We start from the raw sequence: 19,288 nt of genomic DNA on the forward strand, positions 1-19,288 counted from the left end.
CAGTACCGATGGCATTCAAGGCAATCTTCCAGCCGATTGAGATTGGCAAACTCACTGTCCGTAACCGGGTGGTCAGCACCGCCCATGCAGAAGTGCATGCCACGGACGGTGGCATGACCACAGAGCGTTACGTCAGGTACTACGAGGAGAAGGCCAAAGGCGGGTGTGGCCTTTGCATCTGCGGCGGTTCATCGGTTGTCTCGATTGACAGCCCTCAGGGCTGGTGGAGCTCGGTTAACCTGTCCACGGATCGCATTATCCCGCATTTTCAGAACCTCGCCGATGCTGTGCACAGGCATGGCGGCAAGATCATGATCCAGATTACCCATATGGGTCGGCGTTCGCGCTGGGACGGCTTTGACTGGCCGACCCTGCTGTCGCCTTCCGGCATTCGTGAACCGGTTCACCGTTCCACCTGCAAGACCATTGAGGAGGAAGAGATCTGGCGGGTGATCGGCGACTTCGCTCAGGCCGCCCGGCGCGCAAAGGAAGGTGGCCTGGATGGCGTTGAGCTATCGGCCGTGCATCAGCACCTGATTGACCAGTTCTGGAGCCCGCGGGTCAATAAGCGCACCGATCAGTGGGGCGGCAGCTTCGAGAACCGCATGCGTTTTGGTATGGAAGTACTCAAGGCCGTGCGTGCGGAAGTCGGTGACGACTTTGTGGTGGGCATGCGTATCTGTGGCGACGAATTCCATCCCGATGGCCTCAACCAGGATGACATGAAGCAGATCGCGGCCTATTACGATGCTACCGGCAAGGTGGATTTCTTTGGCGTGGTGGGCTCCGGCTGCGATACCCATAACACCCTGGCCAACGTGATTCCCAATATGAGTTACCCGCCGGAGCCTTTCCTGCATCTGGCAGCAGGCATCAAGGAGGTGGTCAGCGTTCCGGTGATTCACGCCCAGAACATCAAGGATCCCAATCAGGCCCAGCGTATTCTGGAAGGCGGCTATGTGGATCTGGTCGGCATGACCCGGGCGCATATTGCCGACCCGCATATCATTGCCAAGATCAAGATGAATCAGGTCGACCAGATCAAGCAGTGCGTGGGGGCCAATTACTGTATCGACCGTCAGTACCAGGGGCTGGATGTGCTGTGCATCCAGAATGCGGCCACCTCGCGGGAATATATGGGACTGCCACATATTATCGAGAAGTCTGACGGGCCAAGCCGCAAGGTCGTGGTGGTCGGCGGCGGCCCGGGCGGGATGGAAGCGGCGCGGGTGGCCGCCGAGCGTGGTCATGACGTAGTGCTGTATGAGGGAGGGCCAGAGCTTGGTGGCCAGATCACCATTGCGGCCCAGGCTCCCCAGCGCGACCAGATTGCCGGTATCACCCGCTGGTACCAGCTGGAGCTGGCGCGCCTGAAAGTCGATGTACGTCTCAATACCCGCGCCGGCGCCGCGGAACTCAACGCCCTGCAGGCGGATGTCGTGGTGCTCGCCACCGGTGGTCAGCCGTTTCTGGACCAGACCCCGGAGTGGGGCTATTCGCCAGTGGCGGAAGACAGCCTGGTGGTCAGCAGCTGGGATATCCTCAACGGCAAGGTTGCGCCCGGCAATAACGTGCTGATCTACGACACCATCTGTGAATTTGCCGGCGTTTCGGCGGCTGATTTTCTGGCTGACAAAGGCGCCAGGGTGGAAATCGTCACTGACGATATCAAGCCCGGCGCGGCCGTGGGAGGCACCACTTTCCCGACCTATTACCGCAGCCTGTATGAAAAGGAGGTCATCATGACCTCGGACATGATGCTGCATAAGGTCTACCGTGAGGGCGATCAGCTGGTGGCGGTGCTGGAAAACGAGTACACCGGTCAGCAGGAAGAGCGGGTGGTCGATCAGGTGGTCGTTGAAAACGGTGTGCGCCCGGATGAAACCCTGTATTACGCACTCAAGGAACAGGCGCGCAATCATGGCCAGCTTGATCTTGAAGCCCTGTATGCTGCTCAGGCGCAGCCCTGCCTGAGCAGCGAAGGTGAGGGTTACCTGCTGTTCCGGCTGGGGGATTGCACCGCCCCGCGGAATATCCATGCAGCCATCTATGATGCCCTGCGGATCTGCAAGGATTTGTGATTGTCCAGCACTTGCGCTGCTCCAGAACGAGGTGATTGCCATGCTTGAAACGCTGCTGCCCATTGTCATTCTTGCGTCACTGGCGCTGGCCGGTATAGGCGCCTGGCGTCGCATCAGCCTGTGGCGCCAGGGGCGCGCGGCCCCGGTCGCTTTGTTCAAGGGGCTGATGGCACTGCCCCGCCGCTATCTGGTAGATCTGCACCATATTGTGGAGCGCGACCGCTATATCTCGCATACCCACGTGGCTACCGCGGGGGGCTTTGTGGCCGCTGCCGTGCTGACGCTGGTGGTTCATGGCCTGGGGCTGGCGGGCGGGGTGCTGGGCTGGTTGCTGTTGCTGGCCAGTGCGGTCATGTTTGCGGGCAGTATTCTGGTGGCAAAACGTCGGATCAACCCGCCCGCGCGCCTCTCCAAAGGCCCCTGGATGCGCCTGCCCAAGAGTCTGATGGCGTTTTCAGCGGGTGTCTTTCTGGTGACTCTGCCAACCGTCGGCGTGTTACCGCCGGACGCGGGCTACTGGCTGTTGGGCCTGGTACTTCTGGCGGTCGTCAGTGGCGGCCTCGCCGAAATGTTCTTCGGTATGACCTGGGGGGGGCCTATGAAGCACGCCTTTGCTGGCGCGCTTCACCTGGCCTTTCATCGTCGTCCTGAACGCTTTTCCACACCCGCGGGTGCTGGACGCTCCACTGGCCTTAAAGCTTTGAATCTGGACGATGACAAGGCACCGCTGGGAGTCGAGAAACCGACTGACTTTACCTGGAACCAACGGCTCGGTTTTGATGCCTGCGTACAGTGCGGGCGCTGTGAAGCGGTGTGTCCCGCCTTTGCTGCCGGGCAGCCGCTCAACCCCAAAAAGCTGATTCAGGATATGGTAGTCGGCATGGTCGGCGGCTCTGATGCCGGCTATACGGGCAGCCCCTATCCGGGCAAAGCCGTGGGTGAGCACCACGGCGACCCACACGGCCCCATTGTGGCCCGCGAAGGCCAGGCGCTGCTGGATGCCGAGACACTATGGTCCTGCACCACCTGCCGCGCCTGCGTGGAGGAGTGCCCGATGATGATCGAGCATGTCGATGCCATTGTGGATATGCGCCGTCACCTGACTCTGGAACGCGGCCAGACCCCCAACAAGGGCGCCGAAGTGCTGGAAAACCTGATTGCCACGGATAACCCCGGCGGCTTTGATCCCGACTCGCGCCTGCACTGGGCGGCGGATCTGAATCTGCCCAACATTGCCGATCTTGGCCAGGTGGACGTGCTGCTGTGGCTGGGTGATGGCGTCTTTGATATGCGTAATCAGCGCACCCTGAGAGCCTTCGTCAAGGTGCTGAGAGCCGCCGGTGTCGACTTTGCAGTGCTGGGTAATGCCGAGCGTGACAGCGGTGATGTGGCCCGGCGCCTGGGCGATGAAGCGACGTTTCAGGCCTTGGCCAAACGCAATATCGCCACTCTTAACCAGTATCAGTTCTTGAGAATTGTCACCTGTGACCCGCACAGTTTCCATGTGCTCAACAACGAGTACGGCGAGCTGGAGGGGAATTATCACGTCAATCACCATTCCACCTTTATTGCCGAGCTTTACCGCGAGGGGCGACTGGCCTTCAAGCCCTGGAAAGGCGGTAGCGTGACCTATCACGACCCCTGCTACCTGGGGCGCTATAACGGTGAATACGACGCCCCGCGTGACGTCTTGAAAGCGCTGGGTATCGAGGTCAGGGAAATGCAGCGTTCCGGCTACCGTTCGCGCTGCTGTGGCGGCGGCGGTGGGGCGCCGATCACCGATATCCCCGGCAAGCAGCGGATTCCTGACATGCGCATGCAGGACGTCGGCGACACCGGGGCTGACCTGGTGGCGGTGGGCTGCCCGCAATGTACGGCCATGCTCGAAGGCGTGGTGGATGCTACTGCCGAGGTGCGTGATATAGCCGAACTGGTGGCCGATGCTCTGGTGACGTCGCCTGCCAGTATTCAGGCTGAGGAGGTAACCGCATGATTGAACTCAAACGCCGTAATCCACGCCTTGAGTGGATTGCCCGCAACCGTCTGCATGCCGAGCATGCCCGCGTACTGGCCACACTGGGCCGGGGGCAAGCCAGCGAATGGCAGGGCCCCAATGGCCTGAGGCGCAGGAACCCTCATGCCATCGGCTTTACTGGCCCTAACGGCATCAAGCGGATTGACCGCAGCGGTGCCCAGCAGGAAGGTGCCCGCCAGGCCAGTGGGGCGGCCCAGGTGCCGGAAAGCCGCCGTGCGGTGGTGATCGAGTCGCCGGCCTTTTATGTCGCCGTGGTGCCGGATATGTCGGGCGGCCGCCTGTCATCCCACGATAAAGATCTGCTTGGCCTGGCCCGCCAGCTGGCGGACGCCAAGGGAGATGCCCCAGGGGTGGTGCTTGCCATTCTCCCGGCGGAACACAGGGAGCAGCAGCTGGGTGACGCAGGTATTGACAGGGTGATTACTCTGCCCGAAGCCCCGGCAGGCCAGTTTGCCGCGGATCATCAGCTGCCTCTACTGGAAAGCGTAGAGCGCACCTTTGGCCCACGCCATTGGCTGGTGCCAGATTCTGCCCTGGGTGGCGCAGATCTTGGCCGGCGCCTGGCCATGCGTCTGCAGGAAAGGCCTGCCACCGGGGTGTGGCGGATCGAGCCTGATGGTTCAGCACCGCTGGGTTGGGGGTGCACGGCGCGGGGAGCGGCGGACAGCCTGGATATCCAGCGTCCGTTGCCCAGGGTAGTGCTGGCGCTGGCGGAATGCGCAGAGCCGGTTGACCAGAGCCGCCATGCCGCCGAGACGCTGACTCTGGAAGGCGCGCCGTCGGCGTTTGCTACGCGCATCAGTGATCAGGGGGCGGTGGCCGTCGACCCGGCCAGCATTGCCCTGGCTGAGGCGGAATTCATTCTTTCCGGCGGTAACGGTGTCAGGGATTGGGAAGGCTTTCATCAGGCTGCCAGGGCCTTGGGTGCCACCGAAGGTGCATCACGGGTGGCCGTCGACGATGGCTTTATGGCCCGTGACCGCCAGGTGGGTGCCAGTGGTACCTGGGTGACGGCACGGGTGTATCTGGCAGTGGGTATTTCCGGTGCCATTCAGCACCTGCAGGGTATTCAGAGCTGCGACAAGGTGATCGCCATCAACATGGATGCCGGCTGTGACATGATCAAACGCGCCGATCTTGCGGTGATTGGTGACAGTACGCAGATTCTGGCCGCGCTGGTGGCCAGGGTTCAGCAACAGGGAGGGGCGCGTGATGCAGCCTGATAAAGCGCTGGATATGTGTGTACTGGTCTCACTGGGCCGTCATCCGCTCACCGGGCGCCCACGCCGGGCTGATCACGATGCCCGTGGCGTAGAGCTGGCCCTGGGGGTTGAGTCCCAACACGCCAATGCCCGGCTGGAACTGGTGCACGCCGGTAGCTGTAGTACCGACAGTGAAACCGCACTGCGAAGCTATCCGGGTATGGCCAGTCTGCCGTCGATGACCCTGCTGGAGCAGGAAGAAGGCGCCGACGTCATTCCGGTGCTGGGTGATTACCTGGCCCAACGTGAGCCGCAGCTGGTGCTGACCGGATGCCGGGCGGAATGCGGCGAAGGCTCAGGGCTGTTGCCCTACGCACTGGCAGAGCGCCTGGGCTGGCCGGTGGTCAACAACCTGGCGGCTATTGAACATATCGAAAACGGGGTGGCCACCGTGCTGCAGGCCCTGCCACGTGGGCAGCGCAAACGCCTGCAGGTACGCCTGCCCGCCATCATGAGCGTGGACAGCGCTGCGCCGGCACCACGTCAGAGTGCCTTTGGCCCCGCGCGGCGGGCACAGTTTGATGCTCAGGCGCTGGCCTCCGAGCCCGATACAGAGCTGGCGCAGTGGTCGCTTTCAGCGGCGCGCAAACGGCCTAAACGGTTGAAGATCGTCAAAGCCACATCCGCAAGGGAGCGTTTCAAGGCCGCCGCTGCAAAAGCCGAAGGCGGTTCGGGGCAGGTGCTTGATGGGGTGAGTGCCGATCAGGGTGCTGACGCCATTCTCAAGTTGCTCAATGAAGAAGGTGTGCTGCGCTGATCCTGAATCGGTCGCAGTTGTCAGAAAGGGCAAGGCGAGTGTTTTCGCCATTGCTACCAGTATTACAGCTACAACAATCATTACAACTACAACAATGAGAGAGGAAATCATCATGAATCAGGGTAATCGCGGTGTCGTCTATAAAGGGCCGGGTAAGGTGGCCGTTGAAAGCATTCCGTTCCCGGAGTTGGCACTTGGCAAGCGCAAGTGCGAGCACGGTGTCATCCTGAAGGTTATCACCACCAATATCTGCGGCAGCGACCAACACATGGTACGTGGCCGTACCACGGCGCCTGAAGGCCTGGTGCTGGGCCACGAGATCACCGGTGAGGTGATCGAGTGTGGCCGTGACGTGGAATTTCTGAGCGTGGGTGACATCGTCTCGGTGCCGTTCAATATTGCCTGCGGGCGCTGCCGTAACTGCAAGGAAGGCCAGACAGGTATCTGCCTGAACGTTAACCCGGCGCGCCCGGGGGCCGCCTATGGCTATGTCGACATGGGTGGCTGGGTTGGCGGTCAGACGGAATACGTCATGGTGCCCTACGCGGACTTCAACCTGCTCAAGTTCCCGGATCGAGAGCAGTCGATGGAAAAAATCGGCGACCTGACGCTGCTGTCGGATATCTTCCCGACCGGCTTCCATGGCTGCTATACCGCAGGCGTCGGCCCTGGCAGTACTGTCTACATTGCCGGCGCCGGCCCGGTGGGCCTGGCCGCTGCGGTATCGGCACAGCTGCTGGGCGCAGCGTGCGTGATTGTGGGTGACATGAACACCGAGCGTCTTGAGCAGGCTCGCAAGTTTGGCTGCGAGACCCTGGATCTGCGACAGGATACCCCGATGGCCGATATGCTCGAGCCCATCCTGGGTGAGCGTGAAGTTGACAGTGCCGTCGACGCAGTCGGCTTCGAGGCCCGCTGTCATGGTCATAATCACGCCCACGAGCAGCCTGCCACTGTGCTCAATGCCTGTATGGACGTCACCCGTGCTGGCGGCCAGATTGGGATTCCTGGCCTTTACGTCACCGAGGATCCGGGCGCCTCCACCAGTGAAGCCAGGCTGGGTAATCTGTCAATGCGACTCGGGCTGGGGTGGGCCAAATCGCACTCCTTCCATACCGGTCAATGTCCGGTAATGAAATACCATCGGCAGCTGATGCAGGCTATCCTGTTTGATAAGGTGCAGATCGCCAAGGCGGTCAACGTCCAGTTCATTTCCCTGGATGATGCACCGCGCGGTTATGCTGATTTTGATGGCGGTGTGGCCAAGAAATTTGTTATGGACCCCCACGGCAGCGTTGCCGCCTGATGCTTTGATGGGCCGCCTGAGGCCAGGCGGCCCCTGTATTACTTACCCCTGGATTAAGACCGAGATGCCATGACTGTTCATACAGAGATCCCCAAGCGCCGCCTGCGCGGCAAGCCACGCGGCCGCTCGTTGACCCCGGGCGCCATGGATGCCTTGCGTCAACTGCTCGGTGATGAACGCGACCAGCCTCAGCGGCGTCAACGTGATCTGTTGATTGAGCATCTGCACGTGATTCAGGATGCCCTTGGCCACCTGCCACTGGCGCACCTGCGTGCGCTGGCGACTTACATGAACCTGCCGATGGCCGAGGTCTACGAAACAGCTACCTTCTATGCGCATTTTGATGTAATCCACGATGACCAGGTGGCGCCGCCGGCCTTGACCTTGCGGGTGTGTGATTCGCTGTCCTGCCAGCTGGCCGGCGCTGAGGCGCTGCGCAATGCGTTGGCAGCGGGAACGGACCCCGCCGAAGTGCGGGTGCTGCGCGCGCCCTGCATGGGGCGCTGTGACACTGCCCCTGTGGTGGAAGTGGGCCATTATCATCTGGGCCATGCCAGTGTTGACAACGTTCAGGCGGCCATCGCCGCCGATCACACCCATCCCGAGCCGGTCGACTGGCCGCGCCTCGACGCGTATCGGCTTACCGGTGGTTACACTCTGCTGAATGCCTGCCGAGCGGGAGAGGTCAGTGTTGAAAGCCTGATGGAGATCCTGGAAAGCGCCAAGCTGCGCGGCCTTGGCGGCGCGGGCTTTCCGACCTTCAAGAAATGGTTTTTCGTGCGCGCCGAGGCGGGGCCGCGTTATTGCGCCATCAATGCCGACGAAGGCGAGCCGGGTACCTTCAAGGACCGCCATTACCTGGAACGTGCCCCCCACCAGTTTCTTGAAGGCGCCCTGATCAGCGCCTGGGCGATCGAGGCGGACGCCTTGTATATCTACCTGCGCGATGAGTACCCGGCGCTGCTGGATGTACTGCATCAGGCCATTAAAGAGCTGGAAAACGCGGGTCTGGTGGCGCCGGGCTATATCCTTGTGCGGCGTGGGGCAGGCGCCTATATCTGCGGGGAAGAGTCAGCGATGATTGAATCGCTGGAAGGCAAACCCGGCAAGCCCCGCCATCGCCCGCCCTTTGTCGCTCAGCGTGGTCTGTTCGACCGTCCGACCCTGGTCAATAATGTCGAAACGGTCTACTGGATTCCGGCCATTTATGCCCAGGGGGCTGACTGGTTTGCCAGCCATGGCCGCCACGGGCGTAGTGGCCTACGCAGCTTTTCTGTCTCTGGCCGTGTGAACACCCCCGGGGTTCATCTGGCACCGGCGGGGATTACCTTGAATGAGCTGATCGAGGAATATGCCGGCGGCATGCAGGCTGGCCACACTCTGGCCGGGTATCTGCCCGGAGGCGCGTCCGGCGGCATCTTGCCCGCCAGCAAAGCGGATATTCCGCTGGATTTTGACACCCTGCACGAACACGGCTGCTTTATCGGCTCGGCGGCGGTGGTGGTGCTTTCCGATCACGACAACCTGCGCGATGTAGCGACCAACCTGTTGGGCTTTTTCGCGGACGAATCCTGCGGCCAGTGTACGCCCTGCCGTGTGGGTACCGAGAAAATGCTCACCCTGTTGGAGCGCGACGCCTGGGACGCTGAGACCCTGGAACGTCTTTCCCAGGTGATGATGGATGCTTCCATCTGCGGTCTGGGGCAGGCCGCCCCCAATCCGGTGCTGGGGCTGTTGCGTGACTTCCGTTCACAACTGGCCGCCCAGAACGTCATCATCAAGGGGTAAGGAGAACCTGATGAACCAAGAGACCTTTACCCTCACGCTGGATGGCACAGCGGTGACCGCAACCCCCGGCGATACCCTCTGGCAGGTAGCCAAGCGTGCCGGAGAAACCATTCCACACCTGTGCTTCAAGGATGCCGACGGCTATCGAGCCGACGGTAACTGTCGTGCCTGCATGGTTGAAGTGGAAGGTGAACGCGCCCTGGTGGCCAGCTGCCTGCGTGAGGCCAAGCCCGGCATGGTGGTGCACAGTGCCACCTCCGAGCGTTCGCGGGTGGCCCGGGAAGGCGTGCTGGAAATGCTTGCCGTGGATCAGCCGCCCCGAGAGCAGAGCCCAGACCGCTCCAGCCATTTTTGGGCGATGGCCGATCAGCTGGCCATTGATGTCAGTGCAGTCAGTGAGCGTTTACCCAAACACGCTGAACGTTCCGCCCCCACCGTGCACCATGTGGCCGAGCGCGCCAGCGCCGTCGTCAAAGACCGCTCGCACAGCGCCATGGCGGTTAACCTCGACGCCTGCATTGAATGCAACCTGTGCGTTCGCGCCTGCCGTGAAGTGCAGGTGAACGATGTGATTGGCCTGGCCAACCGTGGCAGTGCCTCAAAAATTGTTTTCGATTTTGATGACCCCATGGGGGATAGCACCTGTGTCGCCTGTGGTGAATGTGTTCAGGCGTGCCCAACAGGCGCCTTGATGCCATCCACCCTGGTTGACGCTAACGGCGTAGGGGATTCCGCGAGTACCGACAAACAGGTGGATTCTGTCTGCCCCTACTGTGGGGTAGGCTGCCAGCTGACCTATCACCTCAAGAACGACGAGATTGTCTATGTGGAAGGCCGCAACGGGCCGTCCAATCATAATCGTCTGTGCGTAAAAGGCCGCTTCGGGTTTGACTACCCGCGCCACCCGTCTCGTCTGACGACCCCCTTGATCCGCCGTGAGGGCGTGGCCAAGGGGCTTGATCCCGACTTTGATTCCGCTCAGCCGTTGACCCATTTCCGCGAAGCCAGCTGGGAAGAAGCCCTGGCTTATGCCGCTGATGGCCTGATCAACCTGAAGAAAGCACGAGGGCCCCAGGCGCTGGCGGGCTTTGGTAGCGCCAAATGCTCCAACGAGGAAGCCTGGCTGTTCCAGAAGCTGATCCGCACCGGTTTTGGCAGCAATAATGTCGATCACTGTACCCGGTTGTGCCACGCCAGCTCAGTGGCGGCGCTCATGGAGTGCCTGGGCTCTGGTGCTGTAACGGCCTCATTCATGCAGGCGGCCAACGCCGATGTGGTGATTTTGACCGGTTGTAACCCGGCAGTGAACCACCCGGTAGCTGCTACCTTCTTCAAACAGGCGGCCAAGCGTGGTACCAAGTTCATCATTATCGACCCGCGGGGCCAGGCACTGGATGCCTACGCGCATCTCAGCGTGCGCTTTAAACCCGGCGCCGACGTGGCACTGTTCAATGCGCTTCTCAATGTCATCGTCAGCGAAGGTCTTTACGATTCTGCCTATATTGCCGAACACACGGAAGGCTTTGAGGCCCTCAAGGCCCATGTGGTGGATATGACACCGGAAGCCATGAGTGCCCAGTGCGGTGTTGACGCTGAGACTATTCGTGAGATGGCCCGCCTTTATGCCAATGCCGAGCGCGCGATGATCTTCTGGGGTATGGGGATCTCCCAACATACCCATGGCACTGATAATGCCCGCTGCCTGATTTCCCTGGCCCTGGCCTGTGGCCATACCGGGCGACCTGGCACCGGCCTGCATCCGCTGCGCGGTCAGAACAATGTGCAGGGCGCCTCGGATGCGGGCATGATTCCCATGGTCATGCCTGACTATCAGCCAGTCGGTGACGACCAGTTACGCTCGGCCTTTGAGGAGCTGTGGAATACGCCCTTGGATAACCAGCCCGGCCTGACCGTAGTAGAAATCATGGATGCCATTCATGACCACCAGATTCGCGGCATGTACATCCTGGGTGAAAACCCGGCTATGTCCGACCCGGATCTGAGTCATGCCCGGGAAGCGCTGGGCAAGCTGGAGCATCTGGTGGTACAGGACCTGTTTGTGACTGAAACGGCCCAGTACGCGGATGTGATTCTGCCTGCCTCGGCCTGGCCGGAGAAAGACGGCAGCGTGACCAACACCAACCGTCAGGTACAGCTGGGCCGTGCCGCCATGCCGCTACCGGGTGACACACGCCCGGACTGGTGGATTATCCAGCAACTGGCTCAGCGCTTTGGCCTGGGCTGGCACTACCAGCACCCACGTGAGGTCTTTGCGGAAATGAAGCAGGGCATGGCGTCACTGGACCACATCAGCTGGGAGCGTTTGGAAAGCGAACAGTCGGTGACTTACCCTTGTCCGAGTGACGATTCGCCCGGTCAGGATGTGGTGTTTGGCGATGCCTTCCCGCGTCTGGGCGGTAAAGCCAAGTTCTCTGCCACCCGGCCCATTCCGCCGGATGAACCGGTGGATGACGAGTATCCGACAGTGCTCACCACCGGCCGCCAGCTGGAACATTGGCACACCGGCTCAATGACCCGGCGTGCCAAAGTGCTCGATGACCTTGAGCCTGAGGCCGTGGCCAGCCTCTCCATCAATGAAATGCAGCGGCTGAAGTTGGCGCCGGGAGACCCCCTGACCATCACCACCCGGCGGGGCAGCATCACTCTGGCAGCACGGGTGGACCCCGGCATGCCGGACGGCATGGTCTTTGTACCCTTCGCGTATGCCGAAGCGGCCGCCAACCTGTTGACTAACCCGGCACTGGACCCGGATGGCAAGATCCCCGAGTTCAAGTATGCCGCCTGTCGTCTGGCTGCGGTTGAAAAGGAGAAGGTCACCTCATGATGATTACCGAACTGGTGGACGGTGAAGATTTTCGCCAGCGCCTGGTCAGCATCGGGCTGGTGCCCCCGGTGGGCGCCACCCCCGCTGACCTGGCCGAACTAGCCGCCTGCCGCTATCAGGCAGGCGAGCTTGAAGCCCTGCCGGACACCATTAAAGACTTACTGTGCTATAAGGATGTCATGTTACCGGAAGTGCTGGAGGCGATTGAGCGCCATCTGGCGGCGGTGCTGGGTCAGCCGTGATGCCGCCACTCTGATAAAGCAGAGGTACGCTGGCAGGCCTGACCTGCCAGCCCGTATGGTGACGGCTCAGCAGGTCGCAGTCTGAGGTTGCCAGGCACTTTCCGCCAGGCCATCGGGGAAAGGTAGGCCCAGCTGCTGGTAGCTGGCCTGCAGGGTGTTGAGCAGCAGGCAGGCAATGGTCATGGGGCCAACGCCACCGGGCACCGGTGTAATGGCGCTGGCAAGATCCTGTACTGCCGGAAAATCGAAATCGCCGGTCAGGCGGGTCCGGTCATCTTCTTCAATACGGTTGATGCCCACATCAATCAGTACGGCGCCGGGCTTGATCCAGTCGCGCTTGACCATGCCGGGGCGTCCCACCGCCGCCACCAGAATATCCGCCTGGCGGCAGATGGCCGGTAAATCCTGGGTGCGCGAGTGGGCGATGGTAACAGTGCAGTTCGCCTGCAGCAGCAGGTTGGCCATGGGCTTGCCGACGATGTTGGAGCGTCCGAGCACAACCGCGTGACGCCCGCTTAGATCGCCCAGCTGGTGCTCAAGCAGCAGCTTGCAACCCAGTGGCGTACACGGCGTCAGGCCCTGGCCGTCAATGGCCACCTGGCCCACGTTGACAGGGTGAAAACCGTCGACGTCCTTGGCGGGAGCAATGGCGTTTATAATGCGGGTTTCACCCATGTGGGCGGGCAAGGGCAGCTGTACCAGAATCCCGTTGACCGCCGGGTCATGATTAAGCTGGTCGATCAGTGCCAGTAGCGCTTGCTCGGAGACGCTGGCATCCAGGCGGTGTTCAAACGATTGTATGCCTGCCTCGCCGGCATGCCGGGCCTTATTGCGAACATATACCTGGCTGGCAGGGTCTTCACCCACCAGTACGACCGCCAACCCTGGCGTAACCTGATGATGGGTTTGCAGATGGGCTACCTGCTCACCTACCGCTTCTCTCAGCCTGGCGGCCATTGCCTTGCCGTCTATCACTTTGCGATCTGTCAAATTGGGCATAGTGCACTCCCCTGATGCTGTTCAAACCACCTTCTTTCCAACGCAGGCCTGGCAACTCAGCAGTTACCGGAATACCACGGTCTTGTTGCCGTTGGGAAAGACGCGGTGTTCCAGGTGGAAACGGACGGCACGGGAAAGCGCCATGTTTTCGGCATCGCGGCCCACTGCAGCCAGCTGGGCAGGGCTGTAGCCATGGTCAACGCGTTCCACCACCTGCTCGATGATCGGCCCTTCGTCCAGGTCAGTGGTGACATAGTGTGCGGTGGCACCTATCAGCTTCACGCCGCGGTCGAATGCCTGATGGTAGGGCTTGGCACCCTTGAAGCCTGGCAGGAAAGAATGGTGGATATTGATGGCGCGCCCCGCGAGCTTTTCGCACAGCTCAGGGGAGAGGATCTGCATATAGCGCGCCAGCACCACCAGGTCGGCGCCGGTTTCGTCAATAATGTCCAGCAGGCGTTGCTCCTGCGCCTGCTTGGTGTCCGCGGTGACCGGCAGGTGATAGTAGGGAACGTCGTACCAGTCGGCCAGGCGTTTGAGGTCGGGATGATTGGAAACAATGGCGGGAATCTGCATATTGATCTCACCGGTACGCTGGCGGTACAGCAGGTCATCCAGACAGTGATCGAACCTGGAGACCATGATCAACACCTTGGGTGGTGTCAGGGTGTCGTGCAGTTCCCATTCCATCTTGTCGCGATCAGCGACGCCATTACCGAACTCCTCGCGCATTTCTTCCAGTGAGGGTGTGATCCCTGGTGTGGTGGAAAACAGACAGCGCAAGAAGAAGTTGCCGGTGGAAATTTCATCATATTGCGCCAACTCGGAAATATAGCAGTTGCGCTGTGCCAGGTAGGTGCTGACGCGGGAAACTGTTCCGATGGCGCCACGGCAGCTAGCCTTGAGTACGTAGATATTCTTGCCCTGAGTCATTGCAGTCATAGCGGCCCTCGTCAGTCCTGCCTGTTATTGTCGTTGTGTCTGGTCTGTTTGAGTCGAATTTACAGACACGGAAAATCTACTCTGCTTGCCCGTCTGCGCATTCCTGCAGACGACCTTCAGCGTCGTTGCAGCGACGCCTGCTGGAAAATAAAAAAATGAGGTAATAATCAGAAAATCAATAGCTTGAGAAAAAGCAAAGCCGCAGATTTTTTCGCTAAATGACGTTTCCTGACATCCATGCGTCGTATGTGCAGAAGTTGAAAGGGGTGCCCGAGGTTAGCCTGCAGAGTGACTCAATCCCGTCATGCCCCCCTGGCATCAGGCCGTTTCCGCAGCTGCTTATTACTGGATCGTGCTGAGCCATCAATCATCACGGGGCTACTGTTGCTCTAAGAAGTGGCGGGTGCCACTGATACAGTCTGATAAGCACCTATTGAAATTTTAGCGGCAAAAGACGTTCAGACTGATAATCAGCTTTTTGTGTGCGATGCTGTCCTCCACCGACGCTGTCAGGGGAAATGCCATGTACAAGGTAAGACGCTGGGTGGTGCGCCACTCCCGTTTTTTTGAGGCGGTTTACCGAACCTTTGAACCCGTCATCATCAAACTGCATCCGCTGTGGAAGCGTATCGGTTACGAACGTGTTGAAGCGCCGGTCAGGTTTGTCGAGAAAAACGTCAAAGGCTTCCTGTTTGACTGTCAGATGTGTGGCAAGTGCGCGCTGTCGTCAACCGGGATGTCATGCCCGATGAATTGCCCTAAAAACCTGCGTAACGGCCCCTGCGGCGGCGTGCGGGCAGACGGTAACTGCGAGGTTGTGCCCGAGATGCGTTGTGTCTGGGTGGATGCCTGGGAGGGCAGCCAGCAGATGAAAGGCAGCGACAGGATTCACGCTGTACAGCTGCCGGTGGACAATCGCATCAAGGGGTCTTCTTCCTGGCTGCGTGAAGTTCGTCAGGCGGTGGAAATTCATGACCCTGATAATCAAGGAGCCCGCCGATGAAATTTGACGATGAACCCGTGCCGGGCTACTCGTTGCCGATACTGCCCGGTCACACCTCTCCCGGACGTCTGGAGCGTGTGCTGCGAGCCGGCAAGTTCGCGATTACCAGCGAACTCGATCCTCCGGATTCCGCCGATCCCGCCGAGGTGCTCAAACGCGCAGCGATATTTGATGGCTATGTGGACGCCATCAATGCCACTGACGGTTCTGGGGCAAATTGCCATATGTCCAGTGTGGGCGTGTGCTCGCTGCTGACCCGTGTGGGCTATTCCACCATCCTGCAGATTTCCTGCCGTGACCGTAACCGGATTGCCATTCAGGGCGAGATCCTCGGCGCGGCGGCGATGGGCGCCTGCAACCTGCTGTGCCTGACGGGCGACGGCGTGCAGGCAGGCGATCACCCTCAGGCCAAGCCGGTATTTGACCTGGACTCCATGTCGCTGCTGGAGATGGCCCGTACCATGCGCGACGAGAGCCGCTTTCAGAGCGGCCGTAAACTGACCAGCCCGCCCAGGCTGTTTCTGGGTGGGGCAGCCAACCCATTTGTGCCACCGTGTGACTGGCGCCCCCATCGCACGGCCAAGAAGGCAGCGGCAGGTGCCCAGTTTATCCAGACCCAGTACTGTTTTGACGTCCCGCTTTTGCGTGAGTACATGGCCAAAATCAATGACCTTGGCTTGCTGGAAGGGCCTGGGCGGATTTTCATTCTGCCGGGAATCGGGCCGCTGGCCTCGGCCCGTGGTGCCCGCTGGATTCGCGAGCATGTACCGGGTGTGCATATTCCGGATGCTGTGATCAAGCGTCTGGAAGGCGCTGATGACCAGAAGGAGGAAGGTAAGCGTCTATGTATGGATCTGTTGCAGGAAATCCGTGAAATTCCCGGTGTCAGCGGTGTTCATATCATGGCCTATCGCCAGGAGCATAGTGTCGCTGAAATCATTGAAAAGACCGGGGTGCTGGAGGGGCGAGTGCCCTGGTATCCCGGGCGTGATAACCCTGCAGAGCTCAATCCGGAATCACCGGATGCCAGCGAGAATGCGCGTGTATCTGCTTGACGAGCGCTAAAGCGCTGACGCTCATGCCCCCTCCGTCATGAAGGCAATCAAGGGGTGCCCCACCATCAGGGCACCCGTTCTGTGTCAATGGACGGTGATCGGGTAAACAATCAGGATTCAACCGCATAAAGCTGGGGAGATTGAGCCCCCAGATGGCTCAGCAGGCGCTCTTTGTACCAGTCGAGGAAATCAATGATGCCGCGCTCGAAGGTGGGCGAATAAGGCCCTGGCTGATAGGCCTTGGAGTTGATGCCGCGCTGGTTTTCTTCAGCAAGTTTGCGATCCTGATCATTGGTGGCATCCCAGACCATGCGCATGGCCTGTGGGTCGTAATCAATGCCTTCGATGGCATCCTTGTGCACCAGCCACTTGGTGGTCACCATGGTTTTTTGTGGCCCCAATGGAATCACTCTGAAGACCACCGCATGATCTCCCATGAAGTGGTTCCAGGAATTGGGCAGGTGCAGAATACGCAGTGACCCCATATCGGCGCTTTGCAGGTGTCCCATCAGCTTCTGGCAGGCTTGCCGACCATCAGCCGTCATCGACACGGCACCATCCAGCAGGGGGGTGCGCGTCATGCGGTTCTGCAGCCCGACCCAGGTCATTTTCCAGGGAACCTGCTGGGCATCCCAGTCGGCGCCTTTTTTGGCGACCAGTGCCTTGTAGGCAGGGGTGGCACGCGGGTCTTCGGTGTCATCAAACTCCATCAGGGAGTTCAGCAGCTCAGGGTGAGCGCCGCTGCAATGATAGCATTCGCGGTTGTTCTCGATGACCAGCTTCCAGTTGGTTTCCTCAATCAGGGTGGACTCGACCGCGACCTTGGCATTTTCCATATCATAGGGGGCCATGTAACGGTCGAGGGTGGCAGGGAATTCCTCGAAGGCCGGCGGCACATCTGCAAGGCTGATAAATATGAAACCACCGGCCGTCCTGACATGAACAGGCTTCAGCCCATATTCACCCAAGTCAAAATTGTCACCCATATCGCTACCGGCAAACAACAGGCGACCGTCCAGCTCATAGGTCCACTGATGGTAAGGGCAGACCAGTTTGGCAACCTTGCCTTTTTCCTTCATACAAAGCCGTGAACCACGATGTCGGCAGACATTATGAAACGCTGCCACCTTGCCTTCAGCCCCACGCAGCACAATGACCGGATTGTCGCCGATGTCCAGACTGATGAAATTACCCTTGGCTGGAATTTCACAGGTCATGCCCACAAATAGCCATTCCTGGCCAAATATCTCTTGCATATCGATAGCATGCAGGCGTTCGTCATTATAGAACGGCTGTGGCAGGGAGAACCCGTGCCGGTGCGATTGCAGCAAATCGATGGTGGATTGGCGTGCAGCAACAAGAGGATCATCGATCAGCGTAATCGGCTGGGTTGTCATGGAAATATCCTTCAGGCAGAGGGTTAGGCAGATAAGCGCAAGAGGGTTGACACATGCTGGCAATTTATTGGAGCCAACTTTAAGTGGCAGAAGGTGGCAGCGTTTGCTTGTCAGCGACAGGCTTGGGTAAACCCGCGACATATCCCAGCATCAACGCACTTATCAAGGGTTGGCAGAGGCATGTTGATGTCGCTAACGGGCATGTCACTATGTCATCGGTGGTAGCAGAATAGACCCGCGACCAAGGCGACTGCCTTGATTGAAACCCCTTCACTCGGTGCATCTCAGGCGACCCACCATGACAATGAACTTTCTCAACCCTGTTACCACCCAGACCTGGGCCAACGGCCGCCACCTGGTCCGCTGCGTCAAGATCATTCAGGAAACCTGGGATGTACGTACCTTCTGCTTTATGGCCGAACAGCCCATCCTGTTTTTCTTCAAGCCGGGTCAGTTCGTTACCCTGGAGCTGGAAATCAACGGCGAACAGGTGATGCGCTCCTATACCATCTCGAGCTCACCTTCTGTCCCGTATAGCTTCTCGATCACGGTAAAGCGGATTCCCGGTGGCAAGGTGTCCAACTGGTTGCACGACAACTTTCAGGTGAATGACGAATTGGCGGTCCATGGTCCTGTGGGTAACTTCAATGCGATCGATTACCCCGCTGACAAACTGCTGTTGCTTTCCGGTGGCGTGGGCATCACGCCGTTAATGTCGATAGCACGCTGGTTTTTTGATACCAATGCCGCCGTGGATATTGAATTTGTGCACAGTGCACGTACGCCGAAAGATGTCATTTTTCATCGCGAGCTTGAGCATATTTTTTCGCGGATACCTGATTTCAGACTGCATATCGTGTGTGAGCGCGGTGATGACCTGGGGGAAGCCTGGTCGGGGTTCAGAGGATTCCTCAATCAGCCCATGCTTGAATTGATGGCCCCTGATTTCATGGAGCGTGAAATTTTCTGCTGTGGCCCCGAACCTTACATGAACGCCGTCAAGTCATTGCTGCGCAGCAATGGCTTTGATATGAGCCGTTATCACGATGAATCCTTCGGGGCGACGCCTGCCCAGGTTCAGGAGGATGTGCTTGAGCTGGCGGAGCAGGCAGAAAGCGAAGCGGAAGACCTTGAGGTTACCGACATGCTGGGCGTCGAGTTTGCCCTGACGGGCAAGAGTGTGCGCATTCACCCGGGGGATACCGTGCATAACGCCGCTGCCAAGCTAGGCCTGCATATTCCGAAGGCCTGCGGGATGGGCATCTGTGGTACCTGCAAGGTGACCCTGCTTGAGGGGGAAGTCGATATGGAGCACAACGGCGGTATCACCGACGAAGATGAAGCGGCGGGCGAGATCCTGTCATGCTGTAGCAAGCCGCGCGGCAATGTGGTGGTTGAGTTCTGAACCACCCCGTCCGGAATCACAAAACCGCTGGATGGCCTGGTGTCAGCTATTAGCGGCGTGTCGTAAATGCGCCCTGGCAAGGCGCGAACAGGCATCTTGAGCATGAAGGGCAGCGCTACCATCGGCAGCTATCACGACATACAACGCATACAAAACGGTCAAGCAAGGGGA

Annotated in this window: 14 protein-coding genes; 11 read left to right on the plus strand and 3 right to left on the minus strand. The window is 59.6% G+C overall.

What is annotated here, in order from left to right; all coding sequences use genetic code 11:
- The first annotated feature begins 8 nt into the window (after positions 1–8).
- The 8 genes from dgcA to LL947_RS00550 all read left to right on the plus strand — a co-directional run bounded on the left by dgcA (position 9) and on the right by LL947_RS00550 (position 12,316).
- Positions 9–2,081 carry a dimethylglycine demethylation protein DgcA gene (dgcA, locus tag LL947_RS00515; protein ID WP_499833621.1) on the plus strand — a complete coding sequence of 691 codons (2,073 nt, stop codon included), beginning with the start codon at positions 9–11 and terminating at the stop codon, positions 2,079–2,081.
- 40 nt (positions 2,082–2,121) lie between these two features.
- Positions 2,122–4,074 (plus strand): (Fe-S)-binding protein, encoded by a 1,953-nt coding sequence (locus LL947_RS00520; RefSeq protein WP_499833622.1) that lies wholly within the window; start codon positions 2,122–2,124, stop codon positions 4,072–4,074.
- On the plus strand, positions 4,071–5,339 hold the full coding sequence (gene etfA / locus LL947_RS00525) for an electron transfer flavoprotein subunit alpha (RefSeq protein WP_499833623.1): 1,269 nt from the start codon (positions 4,071–4,073) through the stop codon (positions 5,337–5,339). Before LL947_RS00520 ends, etfA begins: the two co-directional genes overlap by 4 nt.
- Positions 5,329–6,135 carry an electron transfer flavoprotein subunit beta gene (etfB, locus tag LL947_RS00530; RefSeq protein WP_499834353.1) on the plus strand — a complete coding sequence of 269 codons (807 nt, stop codon included), beginning with the start codon at positions 5,329–5,331 and terminating at the stop codon, positions 6,133–6,135. The genes etfA and etfB overlap by 11 nt, the downstream gene beginning before the upstream one ends.
- Before the next feature lie 112 nt (positions 6,136–6,247).
- Positions 6,248–7,441 (plus strand): formaldehyde dehydrogenase, glutathione-independent, encoded by a 1,194-nt coding sequence (gene fdhA, locus LL947_RS00535; RefSeq protein ID WP_290823113.1) that lies wholly within the window; start codon positions 6,248–6,250, stop codon positions 7,439–7,441.
- Between the two features lie 69 nt (positions 7,442–7,510).
- Positions 7,511–9,229, plus strand: coding sequence for an NADH-ubiquinone oxidoreductase-F iron-sulfur binding region domain-containing protein (locus LL947_RS00540; protein WP_499833624.1), 1,719 nt, complete (start codon positions 7,511–7,513; stop codon positions 9,227–9,229).
- 10 nt (positions 9,230–9,239) lie between these two features.
- Positions 9,240–12,074 carry a formate dehydrogenase subunit alpha gene (gene fdhF / locus LL947_RS00545; protein ID WP_499833625.1) on the plus strand — a complete coding sequence of 945 codons (2,835 nt, stop codon included), beginning with the start codon at positions 9,240–9,242 and terminating at the stop codon, positions 12,072–12,074.
- The gene (locus LL947_RS00550; RefSeq protein ID WP_499833626.1) at positions 12,071–12,316 is read left to right on the plus strand and encodes a hypothetical protein; all 246 of its coding nucleotides are present in this window, start codon (positions 12,071–12,073) and stop codon (positions 12,314–12,316) included. The genes fdhF and LL947_RS00550 overlap by 4 nt, the downstream gene beginning before the upstream one ends.
- 66 nt (positions 12,317–12,382) lie before the next feature.
- Here LL947_RS00550 and folD read toward each other — a convergent pair whose 3' ends face one another.
- Positions 12,383–13,315, minus strand: a complete 933-nt coding sequence (gene folD / locus LL947_RS00555) for a bifunctional methylenetetrahydrofolate dehydrogenase/methenyltetrahydrofolate cyclohydrolase FolD (protein WP_499833627.1) — start codon at positions 13,313–13,315, stop codon at positions 12,383–12,385.
- A gap of 63 nt (positions 13,316–13,378) precedes the next feature.
- Positions 13,379–14,257: a formyltetrahydrofolate deformylase gene (purU, locus tag LL947_RS00560; protein WP_404415252.1), complete on the minus strand. Its 879-nt coding sequence runs from the start codon at positions 14,255–14,257 to the stop codon at positions 13,379–13,381.
- Positions 14,258–14,780: 523 nt separating this feature from the next.
- On the opposite strand from purU, the gene LL947_RS00565 reads away from it, so the two are divergent.
- A complete protein-coding gene (locus LL947_RS00565; protein WP_290822707.1) occupies positions 14,781–15,260 on the plus strand; it encodes a methylenetetrahydrofolate reductase C-terminal domain-containing protein in 480 nt (159 codons plus the stop codon).
- Positions 15,257–16,315, plus strand: a complete 1,059-nt coding sequence (locus LL947_RS00570) for a methylenetetrahydrofolate reductase (RefSeq protein ID WP_499833628.1) — start codon at positions 15,257–15,259, stop codon at positions 16,313–16,315. The genes LL947_RS00565 and LL947_RS00570 overlap by 4 nt, the downstream gene beginning before the upstream one ends.
- A 110-nt stretch (positions 16,316–16,425) precedes the next feature.
- Here the strand turns inward: LL947_RS00570 and gbca are convergent, their stop codons facing one another.
- Positions 16,426–17,712: a glycine betaine monooxygenase oxygenase subunit gene (gene gbca, locus LL947_RS00575; protein ID WP_499833629.1), complete on the minus strand. Its 1,287-nt coding sequence runs from the start codon at positions 17,710–17,712 to the stop codon at positions 16,426–16,428.
- Positions 17,713–18,010: 298 nt separating this feature from the next.
- Here gbca and gbcB point away from each other — a divergent pair, with 298 nt between their 5' ends.
- The gene (gene gbcB, locus LL947_RS00580) at positions 18,011–19,117 is read left to right on the plus strand and encodes a glycine betaine monooxygenase reductase subunit (protein ID WP_290822713.1); all 1,107 of its coding nucleotides are present in this window, start codon (positions 18,011–18,013) and stop codon (positions 19,115–19,117) included.
- Positions 19,118–19,288: the final 171 nt, after the last annotated feature.

Source organism: Halomonas sp. BLK-85 (assembly GCF_044792155.1).
Lineage (GTDB): Bacteria > Pseudomonadota > Gammaproteobacteria > Pseudomonadales > Halomonadaceae > Vreelandella.

What these genes read in the sequence shown, in the direction of transcription:
- dgcA (WP_499833621.1), top strand. Translation starts at nt 9, where the DNA reads ATGGCATTCAAGGCAATCTTCCAGCCGATTGAGATTGGCAAACTCACT.
- LL947_RS00520 (WP_499833622.1), top strand. Translation starts at nt 2,122, where the DNA reads ATGCTTGAAACGCTGCTGCCCATTGTCATTCTTGCGTCACTGGCGCTG.
- etfA (WP_499833623.1), top strand. Translation starts at nt 4,071, where the DNA reads ATGATTGAACTCAAACGCCGTAATCCACGCCTTGAGTGGATTGCCCGC.
- etfB (WP_499834353.1), top strand. Translation starts at nt 5,329, where the DNA reads ATGCAGCCTGATAAAGCGCTGGATATGTGTGTACTGGTCTCACTGGGC.
- fdhA (WP_290823113.1), top strand. Translation starts at nt 6,248, where the DNA reads ATGAATCAGGGTAATCGCGGTGTCGTCTATAAAGGGCCGGGTAAGGTG.
- LL947_RS00540 (WP_499833624.1), top strand. Translation starts at nt 7,511, where the DNA reads ATGACTGTTCATACAGAGATCCCCAAGCGCCGCCTGCGCGGCAAGCCA.
- fdhF (WP_499833625.1), top strand. Translation starts at nt 9,240, where the DNA reads ATGAACCAAGAGACCTTTACCCTCACGCTGGATGGCACAGCGGTGACC.
- LL947_RS00550 (WP_499833626.1), top strand. Translation starts at nt 12,071, where the DNA reads ATGATGATTACCGAACTGGTGGACGGTGAAGATTTTCGCCAGCGCCTG.
- folD (WP_499833627.1), bottom strand. Translation starts at nt 13,315, where the DNA reads ATGCCCAATTTGACAGATCGCAAAGTGATAGACGGCAAGGCAATGGCC.
- purU (WP_404415252.1), bottom strand. Translation starts at nt 14,257, where the DNA reads ATGACTGCAATGACTCAGGGCAAGAATATCTACGTACTCAAGGCTAGC.
- LL947_RS00565 (WP_290822707.1), top strand. Translation starts at nt 14,781, where the DNA reads ATGTACAAGGTAAGACGCTGGGTGGTGCGCCACTCCCGTTTTTTTGAG.
- LL947_RS00570 (WP_499833628.1), top strand. Translation starts at nt 15,257, where the DNA reads ATGAAATTTGACGATGAACCCGTGCCGGGCTACTCGTTGCCGATACTG.
- gbca (WP_499833629.1), bottom strand. Translation starts at nt 17,712, where the DNA reads ATGACAACCCAGCCGATTACGCTGATCGATGATCCTCTTGTTGCTGCA.
- gbcB (WP_290822713.1), top strand. Translation starts at nt 18,011, where the DNA reads ATGACAATGAACTTTCTCAACCCTGTTACCACCCAGACCTGGGCCAAC.